This window comes from Streptomyces sp. NPDC088553 (assembly GCF_044752965.1).
In the GTDB taxonomy this organism is placed as follows: Bacteria; Actinomycetota; Actinomycetes; order Streptomycetales; family Streptomycetaceae; genus Streptomyces.
The window spans coordinates 593,894-610,444 of record NZ_JBIVMG010000004.1 but is presented as its reverse complement, the minus strand read 5'-3'; the positions used below and the strand labels follow the sequence as shown (position 1 = coordinate 610,444).

At 74.3% G+C, this 16,551-nt stretch carries 15 protein-coding genes and 1 tRNA gene; 6 read left to right on the top strand and 10 right to left on the bottom strand.

The annotated features are described in order from the left end of the window. Positions 1-5: 5 nt before the first annotated feature. Entirely contained in the window at positions 6-1,979 is a 1,974-nt protein-coding gene (locus tag ACIP8Z_RS15795; RefSeq protein WP_402083503.1) for a putative bifunctional diguanylate cyclase/phosphodiesterase, read from the bottom strand. A 326-nt stretch (positions 1,980-2,305) separates the two neighbouring features. Here ACIP8Z_RS15795 and ACIP8Z_RS15790 point away from each other — a divergent pair, with 326 nt between their 5' ends. Further along, positions 2,306-3,586, top strand: a complete 1,281-nt coding sequence (locus ACIP8Z_RS15790) for a M6 family metalloprotease domain-containing protein (protein WP_402083500.1) — start codon at positions 2,306-2,308, stop codon at positions 3,584-3,586. Positions 3,587-3,669: 83 nt separating this feature from the next. Here the strand turns inward: ACIP8Z_RS15790 and ACIP8Z_RS15785 are convergent. The 7 genes from ACIP8Z_RS15785 to ACIP8Z_RS15755 all read right to left on the bottom strand — a co-directional run bounded on the left by ACIP8Z_RS15785 (position 3,670) and on the right by ACIP8Z_RS15755 (position 9,830). Continuing rightward, positions 3,670-3,743, bottom strand: a tRNA-Lys gene (locus ACIP8Z_RS15785). Then, entirely contained in the window at positions 3,734-4,360 is a 627-nt protein-coding gene (locus tag ACIP8Z_RS15780) for a bifunctional DNA primase/polymerase (protein ID WP_402083498.1), read from the bottom strand. Before ACIP8Z_RS15780 ends, ACIP8Z_RS15785 begins: the two co-directional genes overlap by 10 nt. A gap of 131 nt (positions 4,361-4,491) precedes the next feature. Continuing rightward, positions 4,492-4,848, bottom strand: coding sequence for a hypothetical protein (locus tag ACIP8Z_RS15775; RefSeq protein ID WP_402083496.1), 357 nt, complete (start codon positions 4,846-4,848; stop codon positions 4,492-4,494). 129 nt (positions 4,849-4,977) lie between these two features. Continuing rightward, entirely contained in the window at positions 4,978-6,351 is a 1,374-nt protein-coding gene (locus ACIP8Z_RS15770) for an AAA domain-containing protein (RefSeq protein ID WP_402083493.1), read from the bottom strand. Continuing rightward, positions 6,348-7,937, bottom strand: coding sequence for a hypothetical protein (locus tag ACIP8Z_RS15765; protein WP_402083490.1), 1,590 nt, complete (start codon positions 7,935-7,937; stop codon positions 6,348-6,350). Before ACIP8Z_RS15765 ends, ACIP8Z_RS15770 begins: the two co-directional genes overlap by 4 nt. Then, entirely contained in the window at positions 7,928-9,058 is a 1,131-nt protein-coding gene (locus ACIP8Z_RS15760; protein WP_319309525.1) for a hypothetical protein, read from the bottom strand. The genes ACIP8Z_RS15765 and ACIP8Z_RS15760 overlap by 10 nt, the downstream gene beginning before the upstream one ends. After that, entirely contained in the window at positions 8,991-9,830 is an 840-nt protein-coding gene (locus tag ACIP8Z_RS15755) for a phosphatase PAP2 family protein (RefSeq protein ID WP_402083488.1), read from the bottom strand. The genes ACIP8Z_RS15760 and ACIP8Z_RS15755 overlap by 68 nt, the downstream gene beginning before the upstream one ends. A 144-nt stretch (positions 9,831-9,974) precedes the next feature. Here ACIP8Z_RS15755 and ACIP8Z_RS15750 point away from each other — a divergent pair, with 144 nt between their 5' ends. Further along, on the top strand, positions 9,975-10,571 hold the full coding sequence (locus ACIP8Z_RS15750; RefSeq protein WP_319309523.1) for a histidine phosphatase family protein: 597 nt from the start codon (positions 9,975-9,977) through the stop codon (positions 10,569-10,571). Between the two features lie 13 nt (positions 10,572-10,584). Here ACIP8Z_RS15750 and ACIP8Z_RS15745 read toward each other — a convergent pair whose 3' ends face one another. Next, positions 10,585-11,871: a tetratricopeptide repeat protein gene (locus ACIP8Z_RS15745; protein WP_402083485.1), complete on the bottom strand. Its 1,287-nt coding sequence runs from the start codon at positions 11,869-11,871 to the stop codon at positions 10,585-10,587. 223 nt (positions 11,872-12,094) lie between these two features. Between ACIP8Z_RS15745 and ACIP8Z_RS15740 the strand changes: the two genes are divergently transcribed. Next, on the top strand, positions 12,095-12,580 hold the full coding sequence (locus ACIP8Z_RS15740) for a hypothetical protein (protein WP_402083482.1): 486 nt from the start codon (positions 12,095-12,097) through the stop codon (positions 12,578-12,580). Positions 12,581-12,657: 77 nt separating this feature from the next. Beyond that, positions 12,658-13,524, top strand: coding sequence for a spermidine synthase (locus tag ACIP8Z_RS15735; protein WP_402083479.1), 867 nt, complete (start codon positions 12,658-12,660; stop codon positions 13,522-13,524). A gap of 21 nt (positions 13,525-13,545) precedes the next feature. Here the strand turns inward: ACIP8Z_RS15735 and ACIP8Z_RS15730 are convergent, their stop codons facing one another. Then, complete coding sequence (locus tag ACIP8Z_RS15730; protein WP_402083477.1) at positions 13,546-14,124, bottom strand: hypothetical protein; 579 nt, start codon at positions 14,122-14,124, stop codon at positions 13,546-13,548. A gap of 78 nt (positions 14,125-14,202) precedes the next feature. Here ACIP8Z_RS15730 and ACIP8Z_RS15725 point away from each other — a divergent pair, with 78 nt between their 5' ends. Both ACIP8Z_RS15725 and ACIP8Z_RS15720 read left to right on the top strand, forming a co-directional pair. After that, entirely contained in the window at positions 14,203-14,904 is a 702-nt protein-coding gene (locus tag ACIP8Z_RS15725) for a response regulator transcription factor (protein ID WP_209494990.1), read from the top strand. Beyond that, entirely contained in the window at positions 14,901-16,310 is a 1,410-nt protein-coding gene (locus tag ACIP8Z_RS15720) for a HAMP domain-containing sensor histidine kinase (protein WP_319309518.1), read from the top strand. Before ACIP8Z_RS15725 ends, ACIP8Z_RS15720 begins: the two co-directional genes overlap by 4 nt. Positions 16,311-16,551: the final 241 nt, after the last annotated feature.

The following is a 16,551-nucleotide window of genomic DNA, read 5'->3' as shown; positions in this document are numbered from 1 at the left end:
GGACCTCAGACCGGCAGCGGCTCCGCGCCGATCAGCTCCGCGATACGGTCCGGCGCCACCGCCCGCGAGTACAGCCAGCCCTGCCCCGTGTCGCAGCCGATCCGGCGCAGCCGGCTCGCCTGCCCCGAGGTCTCCACGCACTCGGCGGTGACCGTGAGACCCAGCCGGTGCGCCAGCTGTACCAGCGCCTCGACGATCAGCTCGTCGGCCGGGTTGGCGTGCTCCTCGTCCTGGAAGCCCCGGACGAAGGAACCGTCCAGCTTGAGCACCGAGACCGGCAGTCGGCTCAGATAGGCCAGGTTCGAGTAGCCGGTGCCGAAGTCGTCGATCGCGATCCGCACGCCCATGTCGCTCAGCGCCTGGAGCGCCTGGAGCGGCCGGCCGGCGGAGCCCATCACGGCCGACTCTGTGAGCTCCAGCTGGAGCAGGTACGGGGCGAGCCCCGTCTCCGCGAGGATGCCGGCCACGTCGGCGACCAGGTCGGAGTCCCAGACCTGACGCACCGCCACGTTGACGCTGACGAAGATCGGACGCTCGCGCGGATGGTCCTTCTGCCACTGCCGTGCCTGCCGGCAGGCCGTGCGCAGCACCCAGCGGCCGAGCTCCACGATGGAGCCGTCCTCCTCGGCGATCCCGACGAACCGATTCGGCGGAAGGACGCCGAACTGCGGGTGGTTCCAGCGCACCAGCGCCTCCACCCCGCGCACCGCGCCGTCCGCCAGATCCACCAGCGGCTGGTACTCCAGGGCGAACTCCCCGCGCTCCACGGCCGGGCGCAGGGTGGAGGAGAGCGCCTGCCGGGTCATCCGGTGCGCGTTGCGCTCCGGGTCGAAGAGGGTCCAGCGGGCCTTGCCGTCCGCCTTCGCCCAGTACAGCGTGGTGTCGGCGTCCTGCATCAGGGCTGTCGCCGTCGTGCCGGACCCGGAGCGCTCGACCACACCGATCGAGGCGGAGACAGAGAGCCGCTGGCCCCCCAGGTCGAAGGGCCGCTGGAGCGCGCACAGCACCGAGCGTGCCAGATCCGCGAGTTGCTCCGTGCCGGTGGAGTCCTCGACCAGGACCGCGAACTCGTCCCCGCCGAGCCGCGCCACGAGATGGCCGCCGCTGCGGGTGTAGCCGTCGCTGTCCGCGCACTCCGTGAGACGGGCGGCGACGGCGGCGAGGAGCCGGTCGCCGACGCGGTGGCCGAGGGTGTCGTTGACGGCCTTGAAGCCGTCGAGATCGAGGTAGCAGAGGCCGATCCGCCCTGTTCTGCCATACCCGTACGACTCGTACGAAGAGCTGATCGTCCCGCCCGGGCCCCCCGTGCCCGCCGCTCCCGTGGGGCCCACCGGGCCGGCGGTGGCCGAGGCGCTCGCGGTGCCCGCGATGGCCGCGGCGCTCGCGAGGTCCGCCGCGTCCTGCGCCGAGGCCTCCAGGGCCGCCGACAGGCGCTCGAAGAACAGGGCGCGGTTGGGCAGCCGGGTCACCGGGTCGTGCATCTGGAGGTGCCGCAGCCGCGCCTGGAGCTCGCGCCGGTCGCTGATGTCAGCGATCGACAGCAGGACGCGCCGGCTGTCGGGCACGGGGGCGACGGTGACCTCGGCCCACAGCGAGCGCCCGTCGGAGTGCTTGAGGCGGCGGGTGCAGCGGAAGCGGGAGCGCCGGCCGCGCAGCACCTCGCGGTACGCGTGCCAGGTGCGGCCGTCGGACGCGAGGTCGACGAGGTCGGCGGCGGCCTGATCCCGGAGCGCCTCGGGCGCGGCGCCGAGGAGGGTGCCGAAGGAGTCGTTGGCCGCGACGACGACGCCGTCCTGGTCGATGACGGCCATCGCGAGCTGGGCGACGCGGAACGCGGCGCGGTAGTCCCGGAGTTCGGAGGGGGAGCAGCCGACACGTGGCTCGGCTCCGTACGGGGGGTGACGCTCCGTGAGTGCGGATTCCGCCGCGCGCGTCTCCGGCGGCTCTGGGTGCACCGGTCCTTCGGGGGTTCCGCTCACCGCTCGCTCCCGTAGTGCAGTCGGGCCGGTCACATGTGGTCGGGATGGTCGGCCAAGGAAGAGTGTGCCGATCATAGAGCCCGTACGGGGGAGCCTTCCAGCTCCGAAGCGCCTCCGGAGAGCGCCCGCCGCTGTGAGACCGGCCACCGCCGCACCCCGCCCGATCGTTTCTGCGCGGGTCTGACACGGGTCGATGACGACGTGACCGAATGTGACTTTCCGTGAGCTGAACCGCGCCCGTGTCGCGTCGACCGCGTGGCGCGCCCTCACCCGACCGGGGCAGCGGAAACGTGCGAAACGTCGCAAATCATCACAAGGTGGGTGGAGTGTCCCGCATTCCCGATCCGGAGGTCCACGTGAGGGGTCAGCAGCCACCCGGGGGAGTGGACCGCTCGCGGCTCCGCGCCGGCGCGGCGGCCCTCACCTCGTTCGCCGCCCTGGCCGCCACCGGGCTCGTCGCCGGCCCCGCCGTCGGCGCCCCCTCGGCGAGTCCCTGCGCCCTGCCCCGTACCGCGGCCCATCACTCGCTCGGCCTCGACACCTGGAACAGGTCGTATCCGCGCCCCGACCACACCCTCGACGCGGTCATGATCTTCCTGTCGTTCCCGGACGCCGAGCCGCTCACCGATCCGGCCGAACTCGCCGCCGACCACTTCCCCGCCACCAGCGAGTACTTCAGCCGCGCCTCCTACGGGCGCTTCAGCCTGCGCCCGCACCCCCGGCGCGGCTGGACCCCGATGCCGAAGGAGTCGAGCGCGTACGACATACGGCGTGACTGGGACGCCGGGCAGCGCGCCGCCTATCTCCGGGACGCGATCGACGCCGCCGACGCGAGCGTCGACTTCTCCCGGTACGACATCGTCTACCTGGTCGCCGACCCGGACGCCCCCGGGGTGGACTCCGACGCGACCAAGGTCGTCAACCTCGAGAAGCCGATGGAGGTCGACGGCACCGAGATCAAGCGGGTCGTCACCGTCTTCGAGCGGCACCCGCCCGACCGGAACGTCCTGGCCCACGAGACCGGGCACGTCTTCGACCTGCCCGACCTCTACCACCGTCCCACGGACGGCAAGGGCGACTGGGACACCCATGTGGGTGACTGGGACGTCATGGGCAGCCAGTTCGGGCTCTCCCCGGACCTCTTCGGCTGGCACAAGTGGAAGCTCGGCTGGCTCTCCACCGCCCAGATCGCCTGCGTCCAGGGGACGGGTCCCCGGATGGTGAGCCTGGAACCGACCGACGCCCAGCCCGCGCCCGGCGCCAGCCTCGGGACCCGGCTCGCCGTGGTCCGCACGGGCCCCGACAGCGTCCTCGCGGTCGAGGCCCGGGGGAGCGCCGGGAGCAACGCAGAGACCTGCACCGAGGGCGTCCTCGTCTACCGGGTCCGGGGCAACGCGGCCTCCGGCGACGGCCCCGTCGAGGTCGTCGACGCGCACCCGCACACCGAGGCCTGCTGGGACCGCTCCGTCTACCCGCCGCTCGCGGACGCCCCGCTGGAGGAGGGCGAGACGCTCACCGTGCCCGGAACGGGGGTACGGGTGGAGGTCGCCGAACGCACCGGGACGGGCGCCTGGACGGTCAGGATCACCCCGCCCGCCGTCGACTGAGCGGCCGGGACGGCGGCCGAGGCCGGGAACGCATCCGGAACACGAAGAAGCCCCTCGCTTCCGCGAGGGGCTTCCTCTGTCTGTGCGCCGCCAGGGACTCGAACCCCGGACCCGCTGATTAAGAGTCAGCTGCTCTAACCAACTGAGCTAGCGGCGCCTGCTGACGTCGTAGACATTAGCACCCGGATCGGCGGGAGGAAAAATCGATACCCGCACGTCGGCGGCGGAAGCCGCCCGGACGGCCCGCACACAGGCCCAGAGCATGACCTCGGGGCCTGGCAGCCAAGGGTTCCGGGTGTCGGGGGCCACCAGCCAGCGGGGCCCGGAGGGGCCGGACGGCACGAGCGGCGGCACGGTCACCGCGTCCCCGATGCCATGACAGAGCGGCCGGGGGACGGCGTCCCCCCACTCCTCCCAGTCGAGCAGGGCCGGCAGCCGCTGGGCCGTGCCCGGCGCGGCGAACAGCATCATCCGGCCCCGGTGCACCGCGACGGGCCCCGAACCCGGGCCCTCCTCCCACAGCCGGTCCAGCATGCGGCGCCCGAAGACCGGGTCCACGTTGACGACGTCGAAGACGCCCCCGCAGGGCAGCGCCGCGGGAGAGGCCGGCCGGGACTCCCAGCGGGTCAGCGCGGCCTCACGGCTCCCGGTGGCGGAGGCGAGCCAGGAGGCACCGTCGGCGGTCACCCGGGCGGTCTGGTGACGCCCCTCGTCGCCCTCCCGGAGGAAGCGGAAGATGTCGTGTTCGGTCTCGTCGCGCGTCCACGTCGTCATGCCTTCAGGTCTACCGGCTGTCACAGTCCGGTCGCCGAGAGTTCACGGAATTCCGGACAGAGCGGGAGGGTGAGGAGTATCGTGCACCCCCGGCATATGCCAGGGGTGCTTTTTCGGCCACCGTCGAGGGGTCAGTCCTCCGCGGGGCGGCCGTTCGTCCTGATCAGATCGCGGCCGAACTCGATCATCCGCCGGGCGTAGTCCTCGGTCCACTGCGCCCGCTCTGCGACGTCCGCCGCCGTCAGGCAGTCGAACCGGCGCGGATCCGCCAGCTGCGCCGCCGCGATCGCCTGGAACTCGGTCGCCCTGTCCGTCGCCGCGCGGAAGGCCAGCGTCAGCTCCGTCGCACGGGCCAGCAGCTCCCGCGGATCGTCCATCGACTCCAGGTCGAAGAAGTGCTCCGGGTCGGCGGTCGCCTCGGCAGGCTCGAAGACCAGCGGTGCCGGCCTGAGCCGCCGCTGTCCGCTCCGCTCCGCGGGTTCCGCCATCGTCGTTCTCCTCTTCACCGTTCACGGTTCACGTTCACGTACGCACCGGTGCCACGCACCGGCTCTTCGCACACGGGCGGCCCGGAACCCCGGGCCGTCTTCCATTGTCCCGCGCCCCGCAAGAGGGCGTCAGGAGGGCGTCCAGCGGACCCTGTGCTCCTCCAGGTGGGAGAAGACCGCGTGGTTCGCCTCCCAGCCGTCCGGGAACGACACGGCGACGCCCAGCTGGACCGGCTCGGTCGACGGGTGCGCGTCGAGCAGGTCCGTGACACCGGCCCGGCAGACCACGACGCACGCGTGGCGGTGCCGGGACGCGAGGACGCACAGCCGGCCCGTCTCCAGGTGGAAGGCGGTCGCGTCGGGGCGCCCGGACAGCGGGTGGAGGACGACGGTCACGTCGTACTCACGCCCCTGGAGCCGGTTCGCGGTGTCCACCGTCACGCCCGTGACACCCAGTTCGGCGAGGGCCGCCCGGATCGCCGCCGCCTGGTCGCGGTGGGCGGTCCCGACCGCGACCCGGTCGGGCGTCAGGGGTACGGGGGTCTCCGAGCGCTCCGAGACCGCGGCGCCGCCCCGGTCGAGGAGCCGGCGCACCACCACGGCGACCGCGCCGACCGCCTCCGGGTCGGTGCGGGGGGTGTGCCGGGCGGGCAGTTCGAGCAGGCCCCAGCCCGACTCCGCCGCCTCGTCGAGGACCCGGTCGGGGCCCGAACCGTCCGACGCGACCGAGAAGGAGAGCTTCCGGTCCCCGTGCCCGGTGCCGCTGCGGAACGGCGTGAACGGGTAGAACGCGTCCGAGACCAGCGGCGCCGCCGAGGCGGGCAGCCGCCAGGACACCGGCAGCCGGTGCTGCGGCAGCTCCGGGTTGTGCGCGAGCAGGGTGGAGACCGCGCTCGCCGACGGGTCGTACGACAGTCCCGCCCACTGCTCGGCGCCCACCACCGAGAACGGGTCCAGCTGCCCGGGGTCGCCCACGAACAGCGCCCGCTCGAAGAGCCCCGCCACGGCGAGCAGCGCGTCCGAGCGCATCTGGTACGCCTCGTCGACGATCGCGTGCGCCCACGGCTCGACGTTCTTCACGTGCGCCCACTTGGCCGCCGTCGAGAGGACGACGGGCAGCCCGGTCAGCTCACCGGCCTTCGCCGACTTCCGTACGTTCTCCAGATCGTCGAGCGCCTTGTCGTACGGGTCGCTGTCGTTCGAGTGCAGCCGGCCGACCTCCAGGTCCGGCTCCTTCTCGGCGAGCCGCAGGACCAGGTCGTCCACCTGCGCGTTCGTCTGGGCCACCACCATCAGGGGCCGGCCGGCCGCGGCCAGTTCGAGCGCGGCCCGCACCACGAGCGTCGACTTCCCCGCGCCCGGCGGGGAGTCCACGACGACACCGCGCGCGGTGCCGTGCAGGGTGGCCGCGAGGATGTCGGCCGTCGCCTTGCCCGCGGCGGCCGAGGGGTCGAAGGGCGCCGCGTCGCCGACGGGCGGCACCGAGAGGTCGAACACGGTCACAGCACGTCCTCCGCGGTCACGGCGTCGGGCAGTTCCACGGCGTCGGCCCGGGGAGGCCCGCCGTGCGTCCAGGGCGTCTCCTCCGCCTCCGGCAGCTGCGGCCCGACCCGCTGGTCGTGCTCGAACAGCGTCCAGGCGATCCGCTCGCCCTTCTCCGGCACCGAGCCCTCCGCAGGCTCCTTCGAACGGCCCATCCGGTCGAGGAGGCGCAGCAGCAGGGCCCCGTCCTCCTCGTACCGCACGAACTCCGCCGATTGCGGCTTCCCGTCCAGCGAGCGGTACACCTTGACCTTCTCGCCCAGGTGCGGGCGGTCCTCGGTGCGGACCGTGAGCAGCGGGCGCGGCGCGGGCCGCTTGGACTCCGTCCACGCCATGGTCACCTCGGCCACCTCGGCCGTGAACGCCTCGCCCGACAGCCGCCGTCCGGCGAGCACCAGCGGATCGTCGAGGGCCTCCTGCGCCTCCAGCTGGCCCTGCGCCTGCTCGCGCGCGGCGAGCTTGCGGGCCGCCGTCACCGCGTCGTCCCGGCGGGGCTGCGGCGGCTCACCGGCGGTGACCCGGTCCCGGTGGGCCGTGAAGGACCAGCGGTCGCGGGTCCAGCGGTCCTCGACCCTGGCCCCCTCCGGCAGCTCCCGCAGCAGGCCGACCGCCCGCCACACCGCGTCCCACGTGGGCTTCATCTGCGAGGCGACCAGCCGGCGCAGCTCCCGCTCGGCCCGGTGCAGTTCGCCGAGTCCCCGCTCGGCCGCCTCGCCGTCCTCGGCGGCGCCGACGGCCTGCCGGGCCCGGTCGTACCGCTCGATCGCCGGCGCGAGGAGCCGGTTGTCGAAGGCGGGATCGGTGGCGGGACCGGCGGGCGGGCACAGCAACTGCCCCTCGGCGTCCCGCCCGGCCTCGGCCCGCAGCGCCGCCTCGGCGCCCGGCTCACCGTCGGACGGATCGATCCAGGCGAGCAGCGCGCCCAGGTGCTGGTCCTCCAGAGAGGACTGGCCGGTCGCCCAGTGCCGGTTGAGGAGATCGGTCGCCGACAGCAGCAGCGAGGATCCGGGCACCCGGGCCCGGTCGCCGAAGTGGGTCAGCCAGCGCCCGAGCAGTGGGACGCGCGGCGGCGCGGGGAACGGCGTCTCCGGGTCCTGCTCGGCCGTCCGCCGGAACCGCGTCGACCGCCCGAGCAGCCGTACGTACTCGATGCCCGCCCGGCTCGGCACGATCAGCTGCGGCGCGTCCGCGCACAGCTCGACCTCGACCTTCACCTTCTTGCCGGTCTCGGGGTCGACCTCGCTCTTCTCCGCCGCCTCGACGGCCTCCGTGAACGAGTCGATGTACGGCAGGACCTCCTCCGCCAGGTCGGCGAGGAACGCGAACCGCAGGTCGCGGTCCCGGGGCTGGGCCACCACCAGGAGCCGCGGCTCCGCCGGGTCGGTGCCGACGAGCGCGCCCAGCGGGGCGCCCGCCTCACCGGCCGTGGTCAGCGGCACGAGGACCAGCGGCCGCTCGGACAGCCGCCGGTGCCGGACGGTCGCGAGGGGCTGCGCCCGGCCGGACTCGACGGCCTCCATGCGGGCGAGGGTGGAGATCAGCGACATGCGCGCGCCTCCGCTCCCGACAGTGCTTCCTCGCGCAGCGCCCGCGCCCGGCGCAGGGCCGCCACCGCCGGGTCGTCCGGGTCGCCCGCCTCGCCCCGCGCCGCCGCGAGGACCGCGCCGACCGTCGTCAGGCCGCCCAGCTCACCCCGTACCGAACGGCCCAGGGTCTCCACCGCGTCCGCCTGCCGGGCCCGCGACCGGCAGTGGAAGGCCAGCTCGCAGGCGGCCAGGCACTCCGGCGCGTACTGATGGGGCACGCACTCCACGGCCGCCGTCAGCTCCTCGGCCGAGCGCTCCGCCACATCGAAGCTGACGCCCTCCGGCAGGGCCGCCGCGATCTCGTCGATCCGGGTCAGCCGGTCGAGCTGGCGGCGGGTGACGGACCGCTGCTTGCGCACGTCGACGACCGAGGCCGTCGGCAGGTTGGAGAAGTCCTTCGGGCAGACCAGGAGCACCGACTGGGCGACCTTCGCCCCCTCGGTCACCGCCGCCACCCGTTCCAGCGCGAGCACGTACACGGCGGCCTGCCGGGCCGCCGCGCCGACCTTCGACGCGTCCGCCGCGCCGTCGACCATCGGGAAGGACTTGATCTCCACGACCGTCCACCCCCCGTCGGGACGGACCACCACCGCGTCCGGCTCCAGGTACACCGGCGAACCGGCCACCTCAAGGGCGAGCAGCGGATGGTCGAGCAGCGTCCACGCCCCCGCCGCGGTCGCCTCCCGCAGGGCGAGGGCCGTGCGCGCCACCCGTCCCTCGGGTCCGGCGGCCGCGAGCTCGGGCACGGACACCGTGCCCGGCTCCTCGACGCCGATCAGCCGCAGCAGCTCGCGGCCGCCGTCCGCCTTGACCTTCGCCTCGAAGGAGTTGCCCCGGACGATCGCGAACTGGGACTGACCGAACGGGGCCGGCGAGCCGAGCTTCGCGGCCAGCGCGGACTTGTCGACCCCCGCGCCGTCGAGCAGGGCCCGGCGGCGGCAGCCGGGGTTGGCGGCCAGCGCCGCGAGGGCCCGCGCGTCCAGCGGACGCGGTGGGGTGGCCGGTCCGCGCAGCTCAGCGAGAAGCTGCCGACGTGTCGTCTGCGGAGGTCGGGACAGACCGCTGTCCAGGGATGCGCTCACCCGTGGAAGTCTCGCATCCGGCACTGACAACCGGGGGCGCTTCCGCCGTCCCGCGCAGTCGCCGGGCGAGCCGCAGCGCGGGCGGGGTGAGGAGCAGACCGGCGCCCATCACGGCCGCGCCGGCGGCCGCGTCGAGCAGATAGTGGTTGGCGGTACCCATCACGACCACCGTCGTGACCAGCGGATACGCGACTCCGAGCGCCTTCGTGACGGGTGTCCGCCCGTACCGCCAGAGCATCACCCCGCACCACAGCGCCCAGCCGACGTGCAGGCTGGGCATCGCCGCGTACTGGTTCGTGAGACCGCCGAGCCCGCGCGGCGCGCTGGCCTCCCCGCCCCACCAGCCGTACGCGCTGAAGTACGCCATCGTGTCGGTGAAGCCGTGCGCCGGGTCGAGCAGCCGCGGCGGGCAGGTGGGCAGCAGGGTGAAGCCGACCAGACCGAGCAGGGTGGAGAGCATCAGCCAGGTGCGGGCGGCCCGGTAGTGGGCGGGGCGGCGGCGGAAGAGCCAGACCAGGATCGCCGGGGTGACGAGATAGTGCAGCGAGGCGTACGCGAAGTCCGCCGGAATCCCGAGCGCGGGCACGTCCGTGAACAGCCGGTTCAGCGGGTGCTCGGCGTCGATCCCGAGGAGCCGTTCCAGGCGCAGGATCGCGAGGCCGTGCTCGACGGCCGAGGCCTCGTCGCCCCGGACGAGCAGCCGCCCGCTCGAATAGGCCGCGTACACGACCCCGATCAGCGCCGATTCGGCCCACCAGCGTGGCTTGCGCATACGAAAAGGTCCCCCCACCAGTGATCGCCCCGGGGGAGGGGACGCGGGACGCCGCCCGTGGGTTGCCCGCATGTCACCGCGAATCCACGTGGGCGATGATGGACAGCGGCACGTCCGCACCGTGAACCCCTGGAGATCCTTCCCATGGCACCGCGCATCCTGCTCGCCCGGCACGGCCAGACCGAGTGGTCACTTCTCGGCCGGCACACCGGCAGGACCGACATCCCGCTGCTCGACGAGGGGCGGCGCGGCGCGAAGCTCCTGGGCGAGCGTCTCCACCGCGGCCCCTGGCAGGGACTGCCGGACATGGAGGTGCGCACGAGCCCCCTGGTCCGCGCGAGCGAGACCTGCGGGATCGCCGGTTTCGGCGAGCGGGCGGAGCCCTGGGACGCGCTGATGGAGTGGGACTACGGGGCGTACGAGGGGCTGACCCCGCCGCAGATCCAGGACATCCGGCCGGGCTGGTTCATCTGGCGCGACGGAGTGCCGGAGGGCGAGACCCTGGCGCAACTGTCGGACCGCGCCGACGAGATCGTGAACTGGGCCCGCTCGGCCGACCGTGACGTCCTGGTCTTCGCGCACGGCCACATCCTGCGGTCGATCGGCGCCCGCTGGCTCGGCGAGGACGTCTCCTTCGCCTCCCGCATCCGCCTCGACCCGACGAGCCTGTCCGTCCTGGGCTGGGCGTACGGCGCCCCCGCGATCGAGCGCTGGAACGACACCGGGCACCTGGAGCAGTAGCTCCCGGCGGAGGTCAGTACGCGGCCAGCGCCCGGCGGGTGTCGACGAGCATCCTGCGGATCCGGGCCGAGGCGATGCCCTCCAGGGAGTCCACCACCCGCTTCGCCTCCGCCGCGGCCTCGTCCGGGCGGCCCGCGTGCGCCAGGTTCTTGGCGAGATGGGCGCGGTAGAGAGCCAGGTTCCGCGCGAAGTGCGGGTTCTGCAGGACCGTGGCCCGGTGGGAGTGCCGGGCCGCCCGGCCCCAGTCGCCCAGCGCCGACCAGCACTGGGCCTCCAGGGCCTCCCGCTCCGGCTCCCCGAAGAACGACATCCACTCGGGGTCGTCGTCCGCCGCGCCCCGGTCGAAGAAGCCGTGGGCGCGGCCGAGGGCCTGCTCGCAGGCCGACCGGTCGCCCAGCCCGGCCCACGCGGCGGCCTCCCGCAGCGAGAGCAGCGACAGCAGCCGTGCCGAGTCCAGCGGCTGCGCGGCCCGCAGCCCCGCCTGCGCCGCCCGGACCGCCTCGCGGAACCGGCCGGTGTCCCGGGCGAGGAAGGACGTGTTGCAGAAGGCGTGCGCCTCCAGGGCCGCGTTCCCCGACACGCGCGCGGTGGCGAGGGCCTCGGCGTAGTGCGAGCGGGCGTCGTCGTGCCGGCCCGAGTCGTGGGCCAGCCAGCCCACCGAGAGGGAGAGCTCGCCCGCGCCCGCGTGCAGCCGGTCCTCGGTGGAGCGGCGGGTCATGGTGCCCGTGTCGAGCAGCGCGTACGCGGCCCGGAGCGGGTGGGCGGCGACCTTGTAGAGCCCGTCGGCGCCGTGCCGGTCGTCGAGCAGACGGATCTGCCGCACGGCGTCCTCGACGGCCCGCACCTCGGCTTCGCCGATCCGGTGGGTGCCACGGGGGGCGGGGATCGCGACGGCGGGGCCGCCGAGTGCCAGCGAGGCGGCCGCCAGGGTGGCGGAGCCGCTCGTCATGAATGCGCGACGCAGCACGTCGCTCTCCTCATCGTTCCGGGTCGGGAGTGCCGCGGGAGCCGGAGCCCCGGCCGCGACCGGCTGACGCCGGCCGCGCACCGTCTCCCGCGCGGAGAAGCCCAGGTCGGAGAGACCCAGACCGGGGAACATGTGCAGGAAGACCCGCTCGTACGCGTAGTTGGGGCAACGGATCTCGCCCGCCTCCACGCGCCCGATGTAGCGGGCGTCACACGCGACCTGTTCGCCGATCTCCCGCGCCGCCCGGCGGACCGCCGCGGCGAACTCCGCCGGCGAATGCTGTCCGCGGAGCCGGCGGAAGGCGAGATTGGGAACTGCCCGTGACATCGCCATGGCCGAGCCCTCTCCTGTGCTGCCGGGTGGTCCGGCGGCAAGAACGTACCTGCTGTGACCGGATGCGTACGCAGAGTTTGGCTACAAATCGGATATCTCGCCTGCGATCTGCCATGAACTGCCATCCTTTGCGGCGGCATGGCGCCGTAGCCGTTGACGCGCACGGGCGTTGAACCGTAAGGGAGAGACGGAACGTGTCTCCTCAGGAGCGAGGAGGGGTCCCATGTCGGAGATCGGTTCCCAGTCGGCCACGCGCCAGGCGCCCGCCCCGGACGCCCACGCGTCCCGGACCACCCCCCAGGACAGGAGTCCGGTTCCGGCCGCGGCCCAGCAGCCGGCCGAACCCTGGGACCTGGTGACCGTGCCCGTCCGGCAGGGTCTCGAAGCCGTCGACATCCTGCGCCGCGGCGCCGCCCCCGCCGTCGGCCCCGTCGTCCACGACGGCACCTGCGACACCCTCGGCTTCCTCGTCCCGCCCGGCACGGCCGCCGCCTGGGACATGCCCGGCAGCGCCTGTACCCGGACCTCGGGCCGCGGCCTGCGCCTCCCCGAGCTGCCGGAGCTGCCCGAACCCACCGGGGACGCGCCCCGCCCCGCCGGCTGGCTGCTGCCTCCCGGCGACACCGACCCCGTCACCGATCCCGTCGTCCTGCGCGAGGCGCTCGGCGAGGCGGCCCGGCTCATCGAGGCCGCGGACGGCTGCCACTGAGGGCGGCCGCGCGAGTCCCGCCGCGCGGTCCCTGGGCCGTCGGGCGGGGCCGGGGCGAATGCCCCGATAATGGGCCCGTGGCCAGGAACAAACAGCGCGACCGGGCGGCGTCCGCCGCCTCCGTCGTCGAGACCGTCGACGGCGGGCTCGCCGAACTCATACCCGACCGGGAGCGCCCCCGCGCCTGGACGCTGCTCATCGACGGCGCCCCGCAGTCCCATGTGGACCTCGACGACCCGGCCCACCTCACCTTCGAGTACCAGCGGCGCCTCGGCCACATCGCCGACCTCGTCGCCCCGCCGAACCGGCCGCTGCAGGTCGTCCACCTCGGCGGCGGCGCCTTCACCCTCGCCCGGTACGTCGCCGCGACCCGGCCCCGCTCCACCCAGCAGATCGTGGAACTCGACGCGCTCCTCGTGCAGCTCGTCCGCCGGGAGCTGCCGCTCGACGCCGGAGCCCGGATAAGGGTCCGCTCCACCGACGCCCGCGCCGGGCTCGCCAAGGTCCAGGACGGCTGGGCCGACCTCGTCATCGCCGATGTGTTCAGCGGCGCCCGTACCCCGGCGCATCTGACCAGCACCGAGTTCCTCGGCGAGGTGCGGCGGGTGCTGCGGCCCGGCGGCTGCTACGCCGCGAACCTGGCCGACGGCCCGCCGCTGACGCATCTCCGCGGCCAGATCGCCACCGCCGCGGCCGTCTTCCCCGAGCTGGCGCTCGCCGCCGACCCGACGGTGCTGCGCGGCCGCCGCTTCGGCAACGCGGTGCTGCTCGCCTCCGACCGGGAACTGCCGGTGGCGGAGCTGACCCGCCGGGTCGCCACCGACCCGCACCCGGGCCGGGTCGAACACGGGCGGGCCCTCGCCGACTTCGCCGGGGGAGCGGCGCCGGTCACCGACGCGAGCGCCAAGCCCTCACCCGTACCGCCCGCCTCCGTCTTCCGCTGACCGGCCGGCCGGCGTGCCGGGTCAGACCGCGCGGTCGTCGATCTCCACGCGGGGCGCGGTGTCGTGCCAGACGCAGAAGACGGACAGTTCACGGCCGTTGGCCGTGAACGTGACCCGGATCCAGCTCGGCTGCTTCCACACCTGCATCTGCCAGCCGGAGGCGGGGATCGCGGAGACCAGCTCGGCCGCGTTCTCACCCAGGTCGAAGGTGACCCGGCCGCCGTCCACCGTGTAGGTCTTCACGTTCGAGTCGGCGGCCGGCGGGGTGGCGGGGGGCGCCTGCGTCGTCGGACTCGCCGTCCGCGAGGGCGTCGTGGACGGGGTGGCCGGGGCCGAACGGTCACCGCTCGGTGCCGGCTTCCTCGTGACGGCCGCGGTGGGCTCGACGGTCTCGGGCCGGTGGGTCGAGGAGGACAGCGGATCACTGCCGGCCGTGTCCGGTTCACCGGCGCTGCCGGCCGGGAGGGGCAGCGCGCGCGGGGGGTCGTACACCGTCCCGGACATGACCGTGTGCACTCCCCACCAGGAGAGCGTGACCGCCGCACCGGTGGCGAGCGACCAGGCCAGGGCGTGAACGAGTCCTCTTCGCATCCGGGCCATACTGCACCACACCGGCCCCGCCCTCACCGCAGGGTGCTCCTTGCCTCACATTCCCCCGAATGGCGTACGGTGCGGCCCATGGCAAGTGTGCTCGTGGTCGAGGACGACCAGTTCGTGCGCTCCGCCCTCATCCGCCGGCTCTCCGAGGCCTCCCACACGGTACGGAGCGTCGGTACGGCCCTGGAGGCGCTGCGCGAGGTCGCCCATTTCCGGTTCGACGTGGTCATCCTGGACCTCGGACTGCCCGATCTGGACGGGTCGGAGGCGCTCAAGATGCTGCGCGGGATCACCGACGTACCGGTGATCATCGCGACCGCCCGGGACGACGAGGCGGAGATCGTACGGCTCCTCCACGCCGGCGCCGACGACTACCTCGTGAAGCCGTTCTCGGTCGACCACCTCTCGGCCCGGATGGCCGCCGTCCTGCGCCGGGCCCGGTCCGCCGCGGGCGAGGCACCGCCGCCGCGGGTGATCCGGGTCGGCGGGCTGACCGTCGACCCGCTGCGCCGGCAGGCGGAACTCGACGGGGCGCCCCTGGACCTGACCCGGCGCGAGTTCGACCTGCTGGCCTTCCTCGCCGGGCGGCCCGGCGTCGTCGTCCCGCGCAAGGAACTGCTCGCCGAGGTGTGGCAGCAGTCGTACGGGGACGACCAGACCATCGACGTCCATCTGTCGTGGCTGCGGCGGAAGTTGGGCGAAACGGCCGCCCGGCCCCGCTATCTGCACACCCTGCGGGGGGTCGGCGTGAAGCTGGAGCCGCCCCGGGAGCCCCAGCCGTGAGATGGGCGCTCGTCAAGGTGTCGCTCGCCGTCACGGTCATGGTCGTCGTCGCCTTCGCCGTACCCCTGGGGCTCGTCGTCAAGGAGATGGCCCGCGACCGGGCGTTCTCCAACGCCGAACGGCGGGCCGCCGGCCTGGCCCCCGTGCTCGCCATCACCACCGACCGCGAGGAGCTCGACAAGGCCGTCGCCACCACCGAGGACGGGGCCGCCGGGCGGCTCGCCGTCCATGTGCCGGCCGCCGAACCCGGCGACCCGGGCCTGGAGATCGGCACCCGGCGGGCCGGCGAGGAAGAGCTGGCCGCCACCCGCCGGCTCGGCCGGGCTTCCATCGCCGAGGTGCCGGGCGGCTTCGCGCTGCTCCAGCCCACCGCGCTCAGCAGCGGCGAGGTCGCCGTCGTCGAACTCTTCGTCCCCGAGGGCGAGGTGTCCAACGGTGTCGCCACCGCCTGGCTGGTCCTCGCCGGCGTCGGCATCGCCCTGATCGTCGGCTCCGTCGCCGTCGCCGACCGGCTCGGCGTCCGGATGGTCCAGCCCGCGCAGCGGCTCGCCGGCGCCGCCCACGACCTCGGCGAGGGCAGGCTCGGCGCACGCGTCCCCGAGGAGGGGCCGCCCGAACTCAAGTCGGCCGCCGTCGCGTTCAACTCGATGGCCGACCAGGTCGTCCAGCTCCTCGCCAACGAGCGGGAACTGGCCGCCGACCTCTCCCACCGGCTCCGCACCCCGCTCACCGTGCTGCGGCTCAACGCGGCCTCGCTGGGCTCGGGTCCGGCCGCCGAGCAGACCCGCGCGGCCGTCGAGCAGCTGGAACGCGAGGTCGACATCATCATCCGGACCGCCCGGGACGCGAAGCCGCAGACCCAGGCGACCGGTCCCGGTGCGGGCTGCGACGCCGCCGAAGTCGTGCGCGAGCGCATGGAGTTCTGGTCGGCGCTCGCCGAGGACGAGGGTCGCCGGGTCCGCGTCGCGGGCGTCGAGCGCCCGGTCCGCATCCCGGTCGCCCGGCCCGAACTCGTCGCCGCCCTCGACGCGTTGCTCGGCAACGTCTTCCGGCACACCCCCGAGGGCACGGCCTTCTCGATCGACGTCCACAACGGCGAGGACGCCGTCATCGTCCTCGTCTCCGACGCGGGCCCCGGCATCGCCGACCCGGCCGCCGCGCTCGCCCGCGGCAACAGCGGCGCCAGGGACGGCTCCACGGGCCTCGGCCTGGACATCGTGCGGCGGATGGCGGAGACCACCGGCGGCGACGTCCGCATCGGGCACTCGGTGCTCGGGGGCACGGAGGTCCGGATCTGGATCGGCCTCGACGGGCGCCGCACGGGCGGTGCGACCGGCCGCCGAGGCCACCGCCCGGCCCGCCGGAGGCGCGGGGGGACCGGCAGCCGCAGGGCCGCCGAGGGCTGACCGGCACCGGCCGCCGGCGGCTCCGACGGACCGGCCGCCGTTCGTGCCCCGGGCCGGCCGCCGTTCGTGCCCCGGGCCGGCCGCCGTTCGCTCCCCGGATCGACGTCGGCCGCACCCCGGACCGGTGTCGGCCGCTCGGTCGCACCCCCAACCTTTCGTGGTTCCGATGCCTTCCTTAAGCGGAGCCTAAGGATCCCCACCCGCGTCCCCGGACGCCGGTTTGTCCGTTTCCCGGTCGCTA